We start from the raw sequence: 20,395 nt of genomic DNA on the forward strand, positions 1-20,395 counted from the left end.
CTGCGTTAGAACGCCTGGCTCAAACCTACATAAAGGGCGAAGTCCGGGTCATCCTGTCCCGGATCCAGCGGCACCGCAGCATCGACTCGAAGCGGGCCTATTGGAGTAAAGTAGCGCAGACCAGCGCCAACGCCCACCTTCAGGCTCTCGGAAAAATCAGGAATGCTGTCTTCGTATGCATTACCTGCATCAACAAATCCAACGATTCCAATAGTTTCAGTTACCATGACGCGAACTTCACCGGAAAGCTCGATAATTGAGCGTCCACCGGTAACTTCACCATCCTTGCGTGGACCGACGTTGCGATAGGCGTAGCCCCGGATGGACCCGCCACCACCGGCGATGAACCGCCTGCTGGCGGGAACCGATTCCACGGACGGCGCCAGGATCGACCCTGTGGAGACGCGGCCCGCAAGAATGAAACGCTTGGCCTGATCGAGCGCATAGTAACTGGAAACAGTGCCTTTGATGAAACCCATCGCGTTGCTGTTCAGGGTATCGTAAGCGGGCTCTGCAAACAGGGCAGCGAAAATCCCCTTGGACGGATTGAGCTTGTCATCACGGTTATCGAAGGTCAGGTCCGCCGGCAGTCCAACCAGCAGATAGTCGCCATCGCCGAAGGCGTCTTCTTCATTGGCGTAAAAGACCTCGGCGCCCGCGCGGCCTTTCAGCTGCTCGGAAAATTCCCTGTTGAGATAGGCGTCATAGGTAATCGACCGGCTCTTGTAGGCGTCAGGATGTTCCTGGCGTGCCTGCAGGCTGGTCGAAAAGCTGGTAAGCGGGCCGAAAACGCCTGGCTTTTCAAAGGCGATCCGCGCCGAGTACTCCATGTCGAGGACGCTCTCGTTGCCGATCCTGCCAACGGACCCTTCAACAGAGAGCAATTCTCCCCGGCCGAAGAGATTTCTTCTGCGCCAATAGGATTCGACACCAAAGCCCTCGGTACTGGACCAGGAAGCACCGGCACCGATCACGTGGCGCTTGCGCTCGCTCACCTCGATGGTGACCGGCATGGTGCCGTCTGGCCCTTCGATTTCGCCTTCCACGAGCCGGATGGACGAGAAGATGCCGAGTTCGTTGAGCCGTTTGCGTGCACGGGCCAGGTCTTCAGGCGAATAGACGCCTCCGACCGGAAGCATTGCCTGCTGGACGACGAAATCCGGGTCAGTGACTTCCGTACCTTTGACCGAGACCGGGCCGAAACGTGCCTGATGGCCGGCATCGGCGATCAGCACCACGGCGAGGGTATTGGTGCTATGGTCCGCCGTTATCCGGCGTTCAGCGATCCGCGCCTTAGGATACCCGCGATCTCGCAGAACCGCGATCATGCGCTTTTCCGCCGTCAGGATCTTGCCGGAAGCAGCGACCTCGCCTTTCGCGAGGCCCCAGAAGGACGGGTCGGTGGACAGATCGCCGTCCTGGGACGAAACGTCGATATTGCTGAAGGTGAAGACCGGCCCCGGATTGACCAGGATCTCAACCTTCACCGGCCGAGCGTCAGGCAAATCACTTTGTTCAAGAGCGGTTTCAAGCGGAATGCCTGCAAGCGTGATATCGACAGTTCCACCGTAGCGGCCATCGGCATAAAGCTGGGCGATCAGCCGTTCGCGATCAGAAAGAGAGCGTGCGAGCAGGCCTGCCTCGCCGGAGGGCGGCTTTTCCTGTTGCTGTACCAGCAGCGAGGCGTCTTTCAATTCCTTGGTGAGATCATCCGCACCATTGGAGATTGTCAGGTCTGCCTCGTAGGGCAGGGGATCGGGAACAGCGTTGGCTTCGTCTTCCGCCGATTCGAAAAACTTCCAGCCGAATATTTCAAAGGAATTTGCGGGAAGGGGAGCAGCAAGAAGAAGGGCACAGGCCAACCCAGCACCAGCCGGGCGCAAGGCAACAAAAGAAACACCGCCAGCCAACCAGGCTGCCAATGAGGAAAATGCGTTGAAACGCTTGCCGGCGAACCTGCCGGACTTGCAAGACGGTAGACCCTTCACTCACTGCCGCCTGTTTAATTGGTCAGCCGAATTGCATCTGATAACAGCGCAATTCAACCATCTGCGTTTGCAGCCCCTACGTTACGCACCTTAAAGGGCCATGGTTAAGCGAATACAAACACGATAGACCATGGCGCCGGAACGAGTTCAAGAGAGAAGGTGGCACAAGACTTTAGTGAATGTGCCGCAAGAACGCGCGAAAGTATTCTTGCGCGCGCTTTCGTGCCGGCCGGTTATTACTCAAAAAAGCGCTTCTTCCTCCGGAAGGTCAAGCAGACGGCGAGCAGCCGTCAAGGTGTTGACCATCAGCATGGCAATCGTCATTGGACCAACGCCGCCGGGAACCGGTGTTATGGCACCTGCAACCTCTGCTGCTTCTGCAAAGTTCACATCGCCAACCAGGCGAGCCTTGCCTTCACCCAGGTCCGGAGCCGGGATTCGGTTGATGCCGACATCGATAACGGTCGCGCCCGGTTTGATCCAATCGCCCTTGATCATCTCCGGCCGACCGACCGCCGCGACGACAATGTCTGCGGAACGCACGACGTCCGGCAGGTCTCTGGTGCGGCTGTGAGCGATCGTGACAGTGCAGCTTTCCTGAAGCAGAAGGCTCGCCATGGGTTTGCCGACGATGTTGGATCGGCCCACCACGACTGCGTTGAGACCCGAGAGCGTGTCACCGAGTGTGCGCTTCAACAGCACCAGACTACCGGCAGGTGTGCAAGGCACCAGCGCACTGTCCCGTTCTCCGGCAGTCAGCAGTCCAACATTGACAGGATGGAAACCGTCGACGTCCTTTTCCGGGCGGATGAGGCGCAGCACCTTGCTCTCGTCGATATGTCCCGGCAAAGGCAGCTGCACCAGAATTCCGTGAATATCAGGGTCGTTGTTGAGCTGGTCGACAAGTGCCAGCACAGCGTCCTCGCTGGTGTCGGCAGCGAGCGTGTGTTTCACGGAGTGAAAACCGCAGGCTTCGGCGGCCTTGTCCTTGTTGCGTACGTAGACCTGGCTGGCAGGATCCTCACCCACCAGGACGACCGCCAGGCCGGGGCGTTTGCCGCTGGTTTCCAGCAGTTTGGCTGCCCGGTTGGTGATTTCTTGCCTGACACTTTCCGCGATAGCCTTGCCATCGATGATCTGAGCCTTGGGCATTCGGCCTCCTCATTGGTCGCACGTCTTCTTTAACCGGCGACAAGCTATAGAGCTCTGTATCGAAATGAAAAAGGCCGAATGCGTCTTTTACTGCTCTGGTTTCGCCATGCACGCCTTTTTGACGCCGACGGCCCGGTCAAAGTGATTCTGCGAAATCGTGAAGTTCCGAAATGGCGCAAACGATGTGATAGAGCGAACTTGCCGGTGCAGGTTCATCGACGAAGGTTCCGTCGGGAGAGAGCTTGTCTCGCCACAAGCCGGCGGGGACATCTGCAAAATAGACCTTCAGTGCCTGGACGGCTTCCGGAATATCCGCCAGGTAGGCGTCCCTTTCCGCGCCGGTTGAAACTTCTGCCAGAGCGACGGCGGCCTTGATCCATTCCGTCTGTCCCCACAGGCGTGCCATGGGGTCACGGACGGAAAAATCGTCGTTCAAGGCCATGAAGGCGACGCCGCGGCTTTCATCTATGCCGTAGGTCCATGCAATGTCATAGAGACGCCGCGCAGCAATCAGGGCGCCCGCATCCATTCTCGATTGCCCCCATCTTGTCAGGAGCCACGCCCATTCGAACTGGTGACCGGGCTCCATGACACGGCCCTTGTCACCGTCAAATGGGGTCCAGTCGCTGTTGAAGAATTCTCGAAGCCCGCCCGAAACCGGGTCGATGAAACGCGTCAGGGCAAGTTCGGCGATTTCATCGGCAAGGTCCGCCCAGGCAGAAACTGAGGAGGCTTTTTCCCATGCGAGGCACGCTTCGAACATGTGCATGTGCGGATTGGAGCAAAGCGGTGCCTTCGCGGGAGAGGCTTCTTGAAATCCTGCTTCCGGATGACGATAGGCCGTCATCAGATGAGCCCGCAGCTTGTCGGCGTGTTCGCTTGCACTGGTTTTACAGGCGGGAAGATCCGCTGCCAGCTTGGCGAAGCCAAAGAGGGAAAAAGACTGATTGTAGAGGTCGAAACTCGTGTCTGTGACGGTGTTATTCATGTCAACGCAAGAGGCGTAGTGTCCGTCCGGCATCAGGAACGTGCTCGTGTACCAGCCATAAAGTTCCGTCGCTAATTCCTCGGCTGGTCCCGTCCACCCGAGCTTCTTGCCTTCCAGAAAGGAATAGATCTGCCTGCTCACGACCCGCGCGCGCCGCGTGACCGGAAGGCCGGCGCCAGTTTTGAGGTCAATAACGTCAAGACTGGTTTTTGTTTTCGGGTCGATTCCGGCAGTTGACCAGAGCGGCAAGGCCGAATCCCGCAGCCAGATTGTTAATTCTGACGAGAGAATTTTAATGTTTTTAATGTCGTTATGCCGGTTGCTGGCGGTCATAAGATTCCCCGAAGACAGATGTTGGAAGCTCTAACGCTGAATTCGATTATCGACGCTCACATGCCGAACAGAAGACGATAAATTGGAAATTTATCAATTCACTAGGAAAAGACGGTGTAGTGTTACAGCAAAGTCACAGCTGGGAGGTTTCTCCCGGGGAAAGCTGCGATGCGTCTTGGACAACCTTGCAAGAGGGTGTTACCAGACTTGGCAGCAATTTGGGTGGATTGGGTACTAATGCGTTTTTTGTCAGTATTGGCGGCTGCCGGAGTTCTGTTTGGATGCTCCGCCCTGCCGGGCGAGGGCCCGGCTGCGATAAATATTTCATCGCAAGATGTCGAAACCAGCGCGCAGACGGGTGATTACACCGTTGTCGTTGTCGAACCGTCCAACATTGACACCATCAAGAATTACCGCCCACTCGCTTTCGCCAACCAGTTCCACGGAGTGGGGAGTGGCGGGTCTTCAACGCTCCTCGGCGTTGGCGACACGCTGAATGTCACTATCTGGGAAGCGTCGCCGGACGGCCTGTTCAGCAGTGGCGGTGGCGGGTCGAGCAACATTCCGTCCGTTGTTGACGAGAGCGGCTATATCTTCGTGCCGTACGCTGGCCGTATACGGGCGGCAGGCCTCAGCATTGAGGGCTTGCGCCAGTCGGTGCAGCAGAAACTCGTCGGGAAGGCCGTTGAGCCGCAGGTTCTGATTTCCCTCAGAGACAAACTGAGCTCAACCGCGGTTGTCGTCGGCGATGTCGCCAAACCCGGCGTTTATCCGCTGCCGCTGCGAAATACCCGCTTGCTCGACCTCGTAGCGCAGGCAGGTGGCGCGCGCGACGCGACCTATGAGACCGTGGTTACGCTGAAGCGCGGCAACCGCGCCGGTACCACTCGTCTGGAAGACCTGATCGATTATCCGGAAAACAACGTTCTGATCGCGCCGAACGACAACATTCTTCTATCGCATCGCCCGCGTACTTTCTCTGCTTTCGGTGCCCTCAAGGCCAACCAGCTTGTTCCGTTCAGGACGAAAACCGTCACGATGGCCGAGGCGTTGGCGACGGTGGGTGGTTTGCGGGATGATCGCGCGGATGCAAACGGTGTGTTCCTGTTCCGCTTCGAAGATGCTGCGCTTGTGCGAAAGCTCAAGCCTCTTCTCGCGGACAAATTGACGGGCTCGCAGAGCGTTCCACTTGTATATAAATTGAGCCTTCGCGATCCGAAGGGCTTTTTCATGTCACAGAAATTCGAAATGCGGGACAAGGACATCCTGTTCGTTTCGAACCATCCGACTGCTGAGCTTGGCAAGTTCCTGCAAATCATCGCACCGCTCATCAGCAACTACTCTGTGGTAAGTAACCTCACAGAATAACAGTTGCCGTAAGAAGATTTAACGGCTCAGATAAACATGGTGGGCCGTTAAAGCCGGTAGGTTGGCAGATTGCATGGTTTCAGTCAGTTCAATGGTGGTGCTGTTTCTGCAAGGGCCGCCTGGCGTTTTTGCGCGAACCATTGCCGACAGCCTTGAAAAAGCAGGGGCGTCCACACGCCGGGTGAACCTGTGTGCCGGCGACTGGATCGGTTGGCACGACCGCAGATGTACATCCTATCGCGGTTCATTGCGAAACTGGCCCAACTGGCTTCGAGCCTACTGTCTCGAGCAGAGGATTACCCACATCGTCTATTACGCGGATCGTGTGCCTTATCATGTCGCAGCGGCGGAAGTGGGGGCGGAACTCGGCATAACGTGTCTGACCTTTGAGAACGGCTATCTGCGTCCGGACTGGATAACGCTTGAACATTGCGGAATGTCCGCGCACTCCCGGTTTCCGGATGATCCGGAACTCATAATGAAGGTAGGCAGCAGCCTTCCGGATATCGACCGGCAGGCACTCTACAAGTACCCGTTCATCAACGAAGCGGTGAACGAGGTAACCTACAATATGTCCAACGTGATCTTCGCGTTGTCATATCCCAGGTATGTCCGTGACAAGCTTTATCATCCGCTGATCGACTACCTGAGCAATATTCCGCGATTCTCGCTCGCCAAAAGCCGCAACAGGCACGCCCACCACGTGATTGACGACATTATTGCGACTGGCCTGCCATACTACGTCTTTCCCCTTCAGCTTCAGAGCGACTATCAGCTGCGCTATAACTCCCAGTACGACCATATTGCGGATGCTGCGGAGGAGGTCATCAAGTCGTTTGCAGAAAACGCACCTGCCGCGGCGCGCCTTGTCTTCAAGGTTCACCCTCTGGACAATGGCATGGAGCCCTGGGGGCGAATCCTGCGGACGCTCGCCAAGAAGTACCGGGTCAAGAAGCGTGTGGTTCTGGTGGATGGTGGGAACCTGAACCGGCTACTGGAACACGCAGCAGGCTCTTTGACAATTAACAGCACCACCGGTCTTCATGCCCTCAGGGCGAATTGCCCCACGAAGGTTCTTGGCATCGCACTTTATGATATCGCGGGGCTGACCTGCCAGAACCCTCTTGATGATTTCTGGCGCAACCCGACGATGCCCGATCAGGATCTGCTGGATGCGCTTGAGCGGTTGCTTGCAGCGTCCATTCAGGTCAAGGGATGTTTCTACACCAAGGAAGGCAGAGAGGCCGCTGCCGACATGATGGCGGAACGGATGATCGCGGACACGGTTAATTTGCCGCAAGCCTTCTGTGAAATGCCGCCTCGTTTGCAAAAGGCGCAGGCGAGAGGGATCGCGACGACCTTCTCCGAACAACTGGAACGGCGTGGCAAAACCGAACGGTGGACACATGTCTGGCGCGGTTGAGCCGTCTCTGGCAACGGAAGCTCGCCCAAACGTCGTAAGACGGGTCTTATTCTTGCAGGGACCGTTATCTCCGCTCTACAAGCAAACGGGTGATTGCCTCAAAGCCCTCGGGTTTGATGTTCACCGGATCAATTTCTGCGCTGGTGACTGGCTACATTGGCACGGAAAGGGCTGTATCAGTTTCAAGGGGCAGCCATCCGAATGGCCGGCCTACATAGAAGACTATCTGCGCAAACACGAGATTACAGATCTCGTTCTTCATGGGGATCAGCGCCTTTACCATCGCCTTGCTGTCGAAAAGGCAGTCCAGCTAGGCGTTTATGTTGCCGTCACAGAACTCGGGGCGTTGCGGCCCGGCTGGATGACGCTGGAGCGAGCCGGTTTGTCCACGCTCAGTCACTTTCCTTCCGACCCGGCTGCGATAAGGCGTATAGCCGAGACTGCGGGGCCGGTGGATCTCTCTCCGCGTTATCCCTCCAGCTTCTGGCTCCAGACAGCGCCTGACGTGGTTTATAACCTGACCAATGTCTTCCTGAAGCCGCTCTATCCTGCCTATCAGCGGCACACGATCTATTCCCCGGTCGCGGAATATCTGCGCGGAGCAGTCAGGCTGTTGACGGAAAAGCGGAGGAACAGGGCAGCAGAACACCAGCTTGCGGAATTGCAGGAGAAGGAGGTTCGCTATTACGTGCTGCCGTTGCAGCTGGAGGGAGATTTCCAGTTGCGCAGACATTCTCCATTCCGCAGTTTTGAAGAGGTTCTGGAAGTCGTTTTCCGCTCCTTGGCCGAAGTGGCAGATGACGACGTTCATCTGGTCCTGAAGAGCCACCCTCTCGATGTCGGCTTCGAAAACTGGCCGGGTGTTGCCAATCAACTTGCAGACCGCTTCGGCTTGCAGCACAGGGTACATTTTCTCGATGGCGGCGGTCTTGCAAAGCCGTTCGAGCAGGCGCTCGGGGTCGTGACGCTGAATTCCACCGCCGGGCTTGAAGCCTTGCAAGCTGGCGTGCCGGTGAAGACGCTGGTGCCGGCCCACTACGACATTGCAGGCCTGACCCACCAGGGTGATCTGGCGAGTTTCTGGAATAAGCCGGATCAGCCGGATCGTGACCTTCTTCTCATTTACGTTCAGGCGCTGGCGGCATCCACGCAGGTACGAGGGGCGATTCACAATTCGGAAGGTGTCGCAGTGGCGGCAAAAAACATTGCCGAAAAGATTGCCAATAGAGACTTGAACGCCTTCGGAGCCTATGTCGATCCTCCTCCCAGGCTCGCCAGGGCACGTGCGCTTGGAGTGCCGTTGTGATCGGTTGGTTGAAGGGGCATAAATCGGCGTTGAAGATTGTCGACCCGGAGCTTCGGCCTTTGGAAGCCCGGCTTCAGGCGGCTCTCGAGGGCGGGATCCTTGAGAGCTCAGATACCAATCCATATCAGGCAGTTTGGCTGAAAAACGCTAATACGTTCAGCGGAATGAAGCCTGTCACAGGCAGCCTTCTTCTGGTCCTGGAAGGACCGACCCCTGCACAAGCCCGGCGGCTGCCCTCCAGCTTAATTCTTTTGCCAGTGAGCCGCACTGAGCTGAAAGAACGGTCTTTGATGAGCGTTGCCTGTGACACGCTAATCCGGCAGTTCGTCACACATGGCCGAAACATTGCGTCGGTTTGCGATTTTGCAGGCACTTGGCGTGAGCAGTTGCTCTCCTGTTCCGCTGCGGGCGAAACTGCGGTTGCTGGAGCCGAAGGTCTTTCGCTTCAAAGGCTTTTGGCCGGAGACGAAGTCCAGCAAGAGGGCGCCTTGTTCTGGACCGAGCTCAAAAACAAGGCCGCTCTTGAGCAGATAGCCATCGACGATCTGCTGAACTGGATACTGTCTTGCCAGACTGCCTGGTTCTCACCTTATACAGGCGATCTTCTGCACCCAGGTGATGCGCTGGAGATCCACTCGCTTGTGCAGGAGCAGTGGCAGGACAACGCCATGCCCGGCCATTGTTACGGCGCGCAGTATTGGAACCATCCTTCGATCAACGCCACCTTTTCCGGAAAAGGCGGGGCGGTCACGTTTCACGAAACCCAACAGGACGCGGTCTCAGCCGCACGGAGTGACGGCGGGCGGATATATTCCTGGGCGGGGCGCACCGATCCCGCGTTCGAGCAGATCTGCATACAAAACGGGATTCAGCTGTCGCGCATAGAAGACGGTTTCTTGCGCTCCGTCGGTCTTGGTGCAGGCCTTGCAAGAGGGGCTATGCTTGCGGTCGATGACCTCGGCATCTACTACGACCCCTCTCGGCCCAGCCGGCTTGAGGTTCTACTGAAAGAGTACGTGCTTTCACCGGAAGAACGGAACCGGGGCGAAGCTTTGATCGACCTGATCATTCGCGCCAGGGTCTCCAAATACAATTTCGGCAAGACGCGTTCATTTGCCTATCCGGCCAACAAGGAAAAGATCCTTGTACCAGGGCAGGTTGCGGACGATGCGGCAATCAGAAAATCCAGATCTGCGACAATCGATTGCGCCAACACACCGAACGTGAATCTCGATCTGCTTCGCCTCACCCGTGCCCGTCATCCCGAGGCGTTCCTGGTTTTCAAACCACATCCCGATGTTGAGACCGGTTTGCGCAAAGGCAAGGTGCCTCGTGAAACCGCGCTGGAATACGCCGATGAAATTGCCGAAGATGCGAATATCATCGACCTCATAGAGGCAGTCGATGGCGTCGAGACTTTTTCTTCGTTATCGGGGTTCGAAGCTTTGCTGCGGGGCAAGAAGGTATGTGTCCATGGAGCGCCCTTTTATGCCGGCTGGGGCCTTTGTGAGGATTTGACCCAGATTGAAGGCAGGGGCACAAGCCGCACCTTGCCGGAGCTCGTCTATCTGGCTCTCGTGAAGTATGCCCGCACAATTGACCCGGTTTCCTTGTTGCCATGCTCACCGGAGTTTCTGGTTGCGCGGCTAGCGGAGCAGCGGACAGACAAGCGGCACCTTCTGGTGACTGCGATCAAGCGGCACTCGTCCTGGCTAGGCAGAAAACTTGGAATCTAACCCTCATGGGAGAGGCAAGAATGGCAGGCGAAACACAAAAGGTCGTCGTGTTGACTGGTGCCAGTGGCGGCATAGGGCAGGCGCTTGCACGTGAATACGCTGGCCCTGGGATCTACTTCGCCCTCATTGCCCGGGACGAGGCGCGTCTGGAAGCTCTGCTGAAAGAAATCCGCGAGCTTGGCGCAGACGGTGAAATCAGCGCCATCGATATTCGTGATCGCGAAGCACTGCATGGCTACCTCAGTGATCTGGATGCACGGCATCCTGTCGATCTGGTCATTGCAAATGCTGGTGTGACTGCCGGGCTCGGTCCCAACCGAACGCGCGAAACGAATGCCGACAGCGATCGGCAGATCGATGTGAACTATCGAGGCGTGGTCAACACGCTCACGGGCCTCGTCGACAACATGCAAAAACGCCGGCAAGGGCAACTGGTGCTTATCTCGTCTCTGGCCGGAATGCGTGCCTTGCCGGATATGCCGAGCTACAGCGCCACGAAGGCGGCACTGATTGCCTACGGGCATTCCCTTCGCGGTTGGTTGAAGCCCTTCGGCATATCCGTGACGATCATCTGTCCGGGGTTCATCACTTCACCGATGTCTGCGCGCCACAACGGTGCCAAACCATTCGAAATGCCAGCTTCAAAAGCAGCCGCATTAATGCGACGGGCCATCGACCGTCGCAAGCCGTTCTATGCGTTTCCGTTTTTGCTGGCCTGGGGCATTCGCCTTCAAAATCTGTTGCCGACGAAGATCGGCGATCTCTTCATGGGCGGTTTTGATGTGACGATTGATCAGGATCCGCGTTATCGAGAGAACTCTGACAGGTAGGCTCTCACTGATCCGGACACGACAGCATATCCGTGTCCGGCAATTGTGGGAGGCATGATGCCCAAATCTTTTAGCGCGTAGCCTTGATAAGCCTGTCGACGGCGGTTCCGTCCGCGCGCATGGCGTCGAGTTCGGAAGCCGTTGTCTCTACAGCGCGCCGGATCTGGTCTTCGGTATGTTCGCTCGTAATGAAGAACCGAATGCGCGCTGATTTTTCAGGCACGGCCGGAAAAATGATCGGCAGGGCATTGATTCCCTTTGCGAGCAAACGATTGGAAAGTGTTGCGGCACTTGCAGAATCGCCGACAATGACGGGAACCACCGCGTAGCCGGCACTGGGGCCGGTGTTCAGTCCGGCTTCCTTTGCGAGCTCCAGAAAGAGTGCTCCGTTCTTCTGAAGCTTTGCGACCCGCTCAGGTTCCTGCTCGAGCAGTTCGGCAGACGCAATGGCAGCGCCCGCGAGCGCGGCGGAAAGTCCAACGGAAAACACGAAACCCGGAGCAGACACTTTGAGGTAGTCGCACAGGACCTTGGATCCGGCGATATAGCCACCGCAGGATGAGAAGGTCTTGGACAGCGTCCCCATCCAGATTTCGACTTCAGTCGGGTCTATCCCGAAATGCTCGGCGATGCCCTTGCCGGTCTTGCCGAGGACACCGATGGAATGTGCTTCGTCGACCATCAGCCAGGCGTCATAAGCCTGTTTGAGCTTCACGACCCGCTTCAGGTCCGGGAAATCTCCATCCATCGAATAGAGACCTTCCACAACAACAAGCACCTTGTCGAACTTGTGCCGATGATCTGCGAGCATCTTTTCCAGAGCATCAAGATCATCATGAGGGAAGTTCATGCGGGTCGCGCCGGACAGGCGAACACCTTCGGCAATCGAGTTGTGCACGAAAGAGTCTGTCAGGACCAGATCGCCCTTGTGGACTAAATGGCCGATCGTCGTGACGTTGGTGGCATGACCGGACACCATGACGATCGACGATTCCACACCGTGAATTCTCGCCAGCGCTGCTTCCAGTTCTGCGTGGAAAGGGCGCTCGCCGGCAACAATACGGCTTGCGGAAACGCTCGTGCCGAATTTGTCGACATAGGCCTTTGCGGCCTCGTTGACCTTGGGGTGCCCGTTCAGGCCGAGGTAGTTGTAAGAAGCGAAATTGTCGTAGTTGCTGCCGTTGATGACGCTCGTACCCGCTGCCAGCCCGTCGTGAGGTCGGAAAAACGGATTTTCGATCCCCATCATGTCTGCCGCAGCTCTGTGCATCTGCAATTGCTTGACCTGCGGCAGCTCCTTGAAGTCATAGACCTTGCGCTTCGGGGCTGCCGCTTGTGGGCGCGCCGACGAAGACGTCGCCCGTCCACGCGCAGAACGGCGGTTGGCTTTCAAGCTGTCCATCAGCTTGGCGCGATCATCAGCGCCCATACCAGTCAATCCTTTTATGATGCCGCTTACAGGAAGGAACCAAGTTCGCGGCTCTTGTTCTCAACTTCGGCAGCAATGTCGGAAAGATCTTCCGTTTCCTGACGCTGGTCATCCACGTGCAAGCTGGCGAGCTGCTGCGTTTCATCCGAAATTCCGGAGGCATTTTCTTCGCCCAGAACCCGGTTTGCAACACGGCTGGACAGGTCGATCAACGTCGCGCCGTTTGCGAGAGACATCAATGGAATGTCGATCCCCAGCTGCCGTTCCGCACTCATGCGCAGTTCAAGAGCCATCAGGGAATCCATGCCGATGTCCGACAGCGGTTTGTGCGGATCGATCTCTTCAGGTGCAATCCGCAGGATCTTGCCGATTTCGGCGGCCAGAAGCTTGGCAACAGTCTGTGCGGCAGTGACCTGATCCATGCCTTCCAGCATGGCTGCAAGGTCGATCGCTCCGTCCGCGCCGGTTTCGTCCTCGTCACCAAGGCCAAGCAGACCGACCAGAGGTGTGCCGACCAGTGCCAGATCCTTGCGTGCCGCCTGCCAGTCGATACGCGCATATCCAAGCGCCGCAAGGCCAATGTCTTCCTGCGAAGGCTGCACCATAAGGGCCATGAGCCCGTCGAGCGCTTCCTTGGCAGTCAGGGCATGGCGTCCGAGCTTGCGGGACAGCATCTCGTTGACATCTTCGTTGCGGGCCAGATACCCGGCGTCGGAGATTGCACCCCAGGCGACAGCAAGGCCCGGCCGGCCTTCGGCCCGGCGTTTGCGTGCAAGACCTTCCAGGTAGCCGTTGGCGGCGACGTAGTTGGCCTGACCAGGGTTGCCGACAAGGGTCGTGGCCGATGAATACAGCACGAAATGATCAAGCGGATCGTCGGATGTCAGTTTGTCCAGCAGTTCCGCGCCGCGGACCTTGGGCGCCAGCACTTTTGTCAGGCCGTCATGATCCATGTTGGCGATCAGCACGTCATTCAGCACCATCGCCGTGTGGAACACGCCTTTGATCTGATGTCCTTCAGCCCGGATCTCTGCAAGCGCCTTCTTGACTGCTGCTTCGCTGGTGATGTCGCAGGCATAACCCTTGATCGAGATGCCGCGCTTGGTCAGTTGCGCGAGAACCTCCTGGGCATCTTCACTTGAAGCGCCCCGGCGGCTAAGAACCGCAAGCGACTTGGCACCGTGATCGGCAAGGCGGTGGAGCAATGCTGCACCGAAGCCGCCGAAGCCACCGGCAACGACGTAAACAGCCTCACCGTCAAACGAGATCTCGCGCTTGGTCGGCACGTTTTCGGGAACTGCGGGCGGGCGGATCACGATCTTGCCGATATGGCCCGCCTGCTGCATCAGCCGGAAGGCGTCTACCACATCTGCGGCTTCGAACAGGCGATGCGGCAAGGGACGTAGCGTGCCCGCTTCGAATAGCTCGACAAGCTTGACGAACAGGTCGACGGCCAGCTTTGGCTGACGGGTCAGAAGCTGGTCGGCATCGATGCCGAAGTAGGTCAGGTTCTGACGGAACGGACGCAGGCCGATCCGGGTGTTGCCGTAGTAGTCGCGTTTGCCCAGTTCCAGGAAGCGGCCGAACGGTTTCAGAACCTCAATGCTGCGTTCCATGGCTTCGCCGAACAGCGAGTTGAGAACCACATCGACGCCTTCGCCGGCAGTTTCTTCCATGACTGCGTCAACGAAAGCCAGACTTCTGGAGTCCAGAACAACATCTGCCCCGAGCAGCTTCAGGGTGTTGCGTTTGTCTTCGGACCCTGCAGTCGCAATGATTTTCGCACCGCGCCACTTGGCAATCTGCAAGGCGGCCAGGCCGACGCCACCGGCGCCTCCGTGGATCAGGACCGTTTCCCCTTCAGAGAGCGCCGCCAGATGCACAAGGGCATAATAGGCAGTGAGGAAGGTGACCGGTATCGTCGCAGCTTCTTCCGCGGAAACCGTACTCGGCATCGGCGCACAGCCACTTTCGTCGACCGTGACGTGAGACGCAAAGCAGGCCGGGGCGAAGGTGATGACCTTGTCACCCGGTCGGAAGCGGGTCACGTCCGGACCACAGCCCACAACATGACCACAGCACTCCATGCCGAGTGTCGGTCCGGCAAAGCCATCTTCGAGAGCTTCTTCCGGCAACAGGCCAAGTGCCCACATCACATCGCGGAAATTGAGACCGCTGGCTTCAACGGCGATTTCCACGTCCTTGCCTTCAAGCGGCTTGCGCTCAACGGCGTGCCAGGAGAGCTGGTCCAGGGAGCCTTGGCGCAGGATATCCAGCCGCATGGCGGGTTTGGCGCCTTCCGGCAACGTGACGCTTGATAGGACGCCACCTTTAACAAGGCGGATACCGGAACGGGTTTTGCTGTCGAGAACGATTTCCCGTTCGCAATTGGCTACCAGGATTTCGTCGGCAACACGTGCAGCAGCTATCCCTGGCTCCAGATCTGGTGAGACGTCGATCAGCTTCAGGTTCGCGTCCGGGTATTCATTCATGACCACACGGCCAAACGCCCAGATCCCGGCTTGCTCGGGAGCGGCTGGCTTGCCACCGGCTATATCCTGCGCGCCGGCTGGTGCCAGAACCGTGAACTCGCCGCCGTTTGGTCCCAACGCCTTGAGAAGTGTCATCAGGCTGAAGGCACGACTATCGACAGATGCGAGAGCGTCGGCCGGGGCAGCATAGGCACCAAGCAGGTGAACGACCCGGCCGTTATGTGCGGCAACAAGCGCGTTGAGCGCTTCGTCGGGCACCTGGGCATCAACTTTGTCGCCAAGCGCAACACTCCAGATGTCGTCGCCGAGCTGTTCGGTAACTTCACCTGGAACAAGAAGGGTGGCTGTATGACCTTTTCGGGTCAGGCAAGCTTTCAGACCTTCGGCGAGACGGTGAGACGCGCCCTCGGAGCTGGTCAGGAGAAGATATTTTTTCTTCTCGGCTTCAGTTTCCGGTGCTTCTTCTTCGGTGTCCGATGCTTCCTCAGCGCGATCACCCGCACGCGCGCACAGGAGATCGGCTTCAATCAAAGTGCTCTTCAGCGGTACGGTCTGGACCTCGGTCAAACCGGCAGCTTCCAGCGTCTTGGTCCAGTCTGCCTGTTGCCTGGAAATCGGGAACTCGGCAGTTGCGCCTTCGTCCCACCACGACGAGCCGACGCCCATGATTAGGTCGGTGAGCGGATGAGGCAGCGGTTCTGCGCCAAGCACCAGCCCGCCCGGAACGATGGATTTCGTAAAACGCTTCAGCGTGTCGGCATCGATTTCCGCAAGAGACGTATCGAACAGCACGATGTCGAAATGCCGGTCGAAGGTAAAGGATGCTTCGCCTGGTTCAACAAACTCGGTCGCCGAACTGCCCTGCCACAAACGCTCGCCCCTGCCAACTGCGGAGGACGTTGCATCTGTTACGGTCAGCGCCATGTAGGTGGGATCAAGCGCAGCATCGATCGCCGCAGCGAGGCCACCGTTTGCCCCAACCAGAAGGACCCTTAGTGCCTGGTCACTTGGCCAGCTGGAAATCAGGCTTTGCACACCAGACTGCAGGGCCGACGACAGGGCTCGCTTGCCAGGAGAGGAGGAGCGGTAGGCGTCGAACAGGCTGGAAGAATATTCCTTGCCGGAAGCTTCCTGAAGGCCGAACTTCAGGATATCGGACAAACCCGTCCAAAGTCGTGCCAGCAATGCTGCCTCGGCGATATGTTCTCCGCCGCCATCGGTCAGGGCTTGCAGAAGCGCCGATGCATCTGGATTGCCAGACGGATCCGTGAGTTCAAAACCTTCGTCACTTTCCGTGCACAGCCCGCTCTCGGCCAGCCAGCCAAAGAGACTTGCTGCAAGCGGCACTGCCGTTTCATGCAGATCGCCGGCCGCGACAAGCGACGCCAGTTCAATTTTCCGATCTGCGAAAAGATCGAAAAGAGTCTTGTGCGCAATCGTGCGACCCAGCGCTTCGATCAGAACACGGCTGTCGTCGAGTTCCTGGTCGTCGGCGCCCAGAAGGTCCAGATTGCCTGCCAATGAAGGCAAGCCTTCGAAGGTTTCCTGAAGCGGCGAGATACGGTCCTGCGCAGGAAGAAGCGTCGCAATCTGGCGGTAGACCAGATCGTCGGGACGTGTGTCCTGTCCAAGGGTAACCGCCTTGAACCGGGTCTTGGTCAAGCGGGCGATCGTCAGGCCTTCGGCATCCAGGAACTCGAAGCTTGCTTCGATCGAGCGCGGAGACGCCTTTGTGACTTCGATACGCACGGAAGCCGGCAGGGTTTCCGGTGCCAGAAGACGCAAGGTGCCAAGTCGGATCGGCAGGAAGGATGTGTTTTGCGGAACGTCCTCGACACCATCCAGGAGCGCAAACAGGCCATGGAAACCGGCATCCACCAAAGTCGGGCAGAGCGAGAACGAGTAATCCGCGAGGCTCTCGTCCTGCGGCAACAGCATAACGGTCGCGCTGGTATTCGAGTGCTTGACCACTTTATCGGCACGGCGGAAAGCTGGACCGTAATTCAGGCCAAAGCTCTTGGTGACCGTGTAAAGCGTTTCGTGATCGAGTTCCGACAGAACGCTGTCGCCGGGTTTCGCCCATGGGGTCCTGGAAGTCGTTGAAGGCGTCAGGAATGTTCCCCGGGCATTCAAGGACCAGTCGTTGTCGGACAGGCGCGGTCGAGACAGGATCTCGACCACATGATCGTCAGGCGAGATACGGACCTGGGTTTCCCAGACTTCATCGCCTTCGATCACCAACGGACGAAGAATGTCGAAGTCGCGCAATTCGATCTGGTCGCTCCGGCTCCACCGGAGCGCTGCGCGCAGGCTCATCTCGATATAGCCCGCGGCCGGATAGACGATGCTTTCCTCAACCTTGTGATCCTGCAGGAAGGGCAGGGAACCGCTGTCAATGTGGTTGAACCACTCCGCAGTATCCTGACGCAGACGGTATCCCAGCAGCGGCCAGGTCTGACCGAACATGAAATCGACGCGTTCAGGGCTGTTTTCCGGGCGATACTCGGAGTTCTGCCAAGGGTAGGACGGGAGCGGAACCAGATGCCCTGGGCGTTCGCCGACAAACCGGATCAGGTCGGTCTGGCCGCCATGTGCCACAACGGATGCGGCAATTCTGTCAAGCGGATTGCCTGCTGCGGCAGCTGCTTTCTTGGAAGGTTCCTTGAGCGTTTCAAGAACCTTGGCCTTCTTGCCTTTGGCCCGCAGGACGTCGTTCACATAGGTGCCGAGAACAGGCTTGGGACCGATCTCGATCAGGACAGAGAAATCATCTGCTGCCATGTTTTCCATGGCGGCAGCAAACCGGACTGGCTGACGAACGTTGTGCCACCAGTATTCGGCATCAACGCGGACATCGCGTTCATCCGGTGTAACCGTCGAATAGAATGGAAGCGACACGTCTGTGGGCGCAAGACCATCCAATGCAGCAAGCAGAGGCTTTTCGATCGGGTCAACCAGAGCGCTGTGGAACGGATACGCCAGGTTCAGGCGCCGCATGGCCCACTTTTTCTTGCGGGCAAACTTCGCAAAAGCATCCAGGCTTTCGCTGTCGCCGGAAATTGTGACGCTTCGCGGGCTGTTGTCGGCAGCGAGTTCAAGTCTCGGCAGTCCGCTTTCCGCGATGGCGGCAACTGCCTGATCTGCCGGCAGAAGCAAGGCAGCCATGGACCCGAGATCCCTGACGACTTCCTGTTCGCTGGAACGGGCACGGATGACGCGGACTGCTTGTTCGAGGTTCAGGGCGTCTGCACACCAGGCTGCGGCAACTTCACCGACCGAATGACCTGCGGTCCCGGCAGCAGTAATGCCGCGCTGGCGCAGTGATTCCACAATGCCGACCTGAATTGCAAACAGAAGCGGCTGCGCGATTTCGGAGCGCTCAAGATCGGCTTCAAGGTCTTCTGCAAAAAGCGTTGTGACGAGCGACCAACCGCTCAGACCCATGAAGATCTTGTCGACCTTGTCAAATGCGGTCCGGAATGGCGTGTCGGCCTGGTAGGCTTCCTGGCCCATACCGGCCCATTGAGACCCGTTTCCGGAAAAGACAAACCCGACCTTCGCATTCGACTTGATGACGCTGCCAGACACGACATCTGCGTTTTCATCGCCGCTCTCTGCGAATGAACGCAGTGCGTCGAGTTTTTCCGCCTTGGTCTTGCCGAGAACAACAAGTCGCTCTGAAAGCAGATCGCGACCGTGGGCACTCGAGGCAATCACATTACCGGCTGTTTCATCCGCCTCGTTGTCGAGACGTTCGGCGAACTTGCCGGCAAGTTGCTGCAGGGCTTCCTTGGACCGGGCACTGATGACCAGCGGCGCGTCAACCGGTGCTGTCGAAGCTTCGGCAGTTTCGGGATCGGGATCGCCTATGACGGCGTGAGCGTTTGTGCCACCGAAACCGAAGGAATTGACCCCTGCAAGTCTGCGGGTGCCATTGCGCTCCAGGGAAATGGCTTCACCGGCAACCTTGAGGTTCAACTCGTCAAACGGAATATCCGGGTTCGGATTTCTGAAGTGCAGCGACTGCGGCAGGAGGTCTTCTCGCAGCGCCATTACGGATTTCAGAAGTCCGACCAGACCGGAAACAGGCTCAAGGTGGCCGACGTTGGTCTTGACGGACCCGATAGGCAGCGCCTTGTCGCGTTTCTGGCCAATAACCTTGCCAAGCGCATCCGCTTCTGCAGGGTCGCCAACGCGCGTACCGGTACCGTGGGCCTCGACGAAGGCAAGATCCGTCGGGTTGATTTCCAGGCCTTCGTAAATTTCACGTAAGAGGTCTGCTTGCGCGTACGGGGACGGAAGCGACAGGCCGACAGTGCGACCGTCGGCATTGATGCCGGTTGCAAGCAGCTTGCCGTGGCTCTTTGCACCTTCCGGAATGCCAGCACGCGCAGCACGCAGAACGACCACTGCGCCGCCTTCGGAGCGCACGTACCCGTCGCCATTGGCGTCGAACGCTTGGCAGAGGCCTGTCGGCGACAGCATTGTGGCGCGGGAGAAGCCGACAAAGGCAAACGGGCTGAGCAGAAGGCTGACGCCGCATACGATCGCGGTATCGATCTGGCCGGACTCGATGGCGGAAACCGCTTCGTGCAATGCGACGATGGAAGAGGAGCAGGCGGTGTCGACCGTGAAGCTCGGGCCTCTGAGGTCGTAAATGTAGGAAATGCGGTTGGAGACGATCGACAGCGTGTTGCCGGTCATGAACTGCATGTCGGCCATGGCCGGATCGACCAGGAAGCGATGGTGGTAATCGAGAGACGACGCACCTACATAAACGCCGGTGTTCGAGCCGGCCAGGTCACTGGGGCGGATATTGGCGTGTTCCAGAGCTTCCCAGACCAGTTGCAGCAGCAGCCGCTGCTGCGGATCCATCTGCACGGCTTCACGCGGAGAGACACCAAAAAAAGAGGGGTCAAATCCCCACACATCATCCAGCTGCCCGGCAGCCCAGGTGTAGGTCTTTCCAGACGTGCTTTGGACCGGGTGTCCGAAGCGGGCCAGCGGCCAGCGGTCTTTGGAGACAGACGTAACTGCGCATTCGCCGTTTTTCAGCAATGACCAGAATTCGGCAGAATCGTTGGCGCCGGGAAGGCGGGTAGAATAACCAAGAATATCGATATTTGATGTAAGCGACGCCACAGAACAACCTGTTTTTATTAGTTGGGTACAGTCAAGCTATTGATTTTCATAAGAAAACTTACAGTTTATAAACAGTCATTTCCGCATGCTCCCTCGAGATAAATCGCAGACCGGCGCGACCCAGTCCCAGTGCTGCCATGCGTAAGCTTATCCCATGCCAAACAGCGTTTCCAGCTACCTTGCAAACGCAGGGTTTGGCAACCTTTAT

At 57.8% G+C, this 20,395-nt stretch carries 10 protein-coding genes; 5 read left to right on the forward strand and 5 right to left on the reverse strand.

All coding sequences use genetic code 11. The features are described from left to right. Positions 1 to 5: 5 nt before the first annotated feature. The 3 genes from J7447_RS06830 to J7447_RS06840 all read right to left on the reverse strand — a co-directional run bounded on the left by J7447_RS06830 (position 6) and on the right by J7447_RS06840 (position 4,461). Positions 6 to 1,988: an autotransporter assembly complex family protein gene (locus tag J7447_RS06830; RefSeq protein ID WP_209009516.1), complete on the reverse strand. Its 1,983-nt coding sequence runs from the start codon at positions 1,986 to 1,988 to the stop codon at positions 6 to 8. Positions 1,989 to 2,228: 240 nt separating this feature from the next. Then, positions 2,229 to 3,140 (reverse strand): bifunctional methylenetetrahydrofolate dehydrogenase/methenyltetrahydrofolate cyclohydrolase FolD, encoded by a 912-nt coding sequence (gene folD, locus J7447_RS06835; protein WP_022999442.1) that lies wholly within the window; start codon positions 3,138 to 3,140, stop codon positions 2,229 to 2,231. A 136-nt stretch (positions 3,141 to 3,276) separates the two neighbouring features. Beyond that, positions 3,277 to 4,461 carry an AGE family epimerase/isomerase gene (locus J7447_RS06840; RefSeq protein ID WP_209169143.1) on the reverse strand — a complete coding sequence of 395 codons (1,185 nt, stop codon included), beginning with the start codon at positions 4,459 to 4,461 and terminating at the stop codon, positions 3,277 to 3,279. Between the two features lie 237 nt (positions 4,462 to 4,698). Here J7447_RS06840 and J7447_RS06845 point away from each other — a divergent pair, with 237 nt between their 5' ends. The 5 genes from J7447_RS06845 (at position 4,699) to J7447_RS06865 (ending at position 11,124) form a co-directional block, all read left to right on the forward strand. Beyond that, complete coding sequence (locus tag J7447_RS06845; protein ID WP_055653909.1) at positions 4,699 to 5,829, forward strand: polysaccharide biosynthesis/export family protein; 1,131 nt, start codon at positions 4,699 to 4,701, stop codon at positions 5,827 to 5,829. Between the two features lie 73 nt (positions 5,830 to 5,902). After that, on the forward strand, positions 5,903 to 7,252 hold the full coding sequence (locus J7447_RS06850; protein WP_209169144.1) for a capsular biosynthesis protein: 1,350 nt from the start codon (positions 5,903 to 5,905) through the stop codon (positions 7,250 to 7,252). A gap of 52 nt (positions 7,253 to 7,304) precedes the next feature. After that, positions 7,305 to 8,558, forward strand: a complete 1,254-nt coding sequence (locus tag J7447_RS06855; RefSeq protein WP_209169145.1) for a capsular biosynthesis protein — start codon at positions 7,305 to 7,307, stop codon at positions 8,556 to 8,558. Between the two features lie 290 nt (positions 8,559 to 8,848). After that, positions 8,849 to 10,294, forward strand: coding sequence for a capsular biosynthesis protein (locus J7447_RS06860; protein ID WP_209169146.1), 1,446 nt, complete (start codon positions 8,849 to 8,851; stop codon positions 10,292 to 10,294). 20 nt (positions 10,295 to 10,314) lie between these two features. Continuing rightward, the gene (locus J7447_RS06865) at positions 10,315 to 11,124 is read left to right on the forward strand and encodes an SDR family NAD(P)-dependent oxidoreductase (protein ID WP_209169147.1); all 810 of its coding nucleotides are present in this window, start codon (positions 10,315 to 10,317) and stop codon (positions 11,122 to 11,124) included. A 70-nt stretch (positions 11,125 to 11,194) separates the two neighbouring features. On the opposite strand, the gene J7447_RS06870 is transcribed toward J7447_RS06865, so the two are convergent. Further along, the gene (locus J7447_RS06870; RefSeq protein WP_055653918.1) at positions 11,195 to 12,553 is read right to left on the reverse strand and encodes an aminotransferase class I/II-fold pyridoxal phosphate-dependent enzyme; all 1,359 of its coding nucleotides are present in this window, start codon (positions 12,551 to 12,553) and stop codon (positions 11,195 to 11,197) included. 26 nt (positions 12,554 to 12,579) lie between these two features. Next, complete coding sequence (locus tag J7447_RS31515) at positions 12,580 to 20,187, reverse strand: type I polyketide synthase (RefSeq protein ID WP_209169148.1); 7,608 nt, start codon at positions 20,185 to 20,187, stop codon at positions 12,580 to 12,582. Between the last annotated feature and the right edge of the window lie 208 nt (positions 20,188 to 20,395).

It is taken from the genome of Labrenzia sp. R5_0 (genome assembly GCF_017743835.1).
GTDB lineage: Bacteria > Pseudomonadota > Alphaproteobacteria > Rhizobiales > Stappiaceae > Roseibium > Roseibium algicola.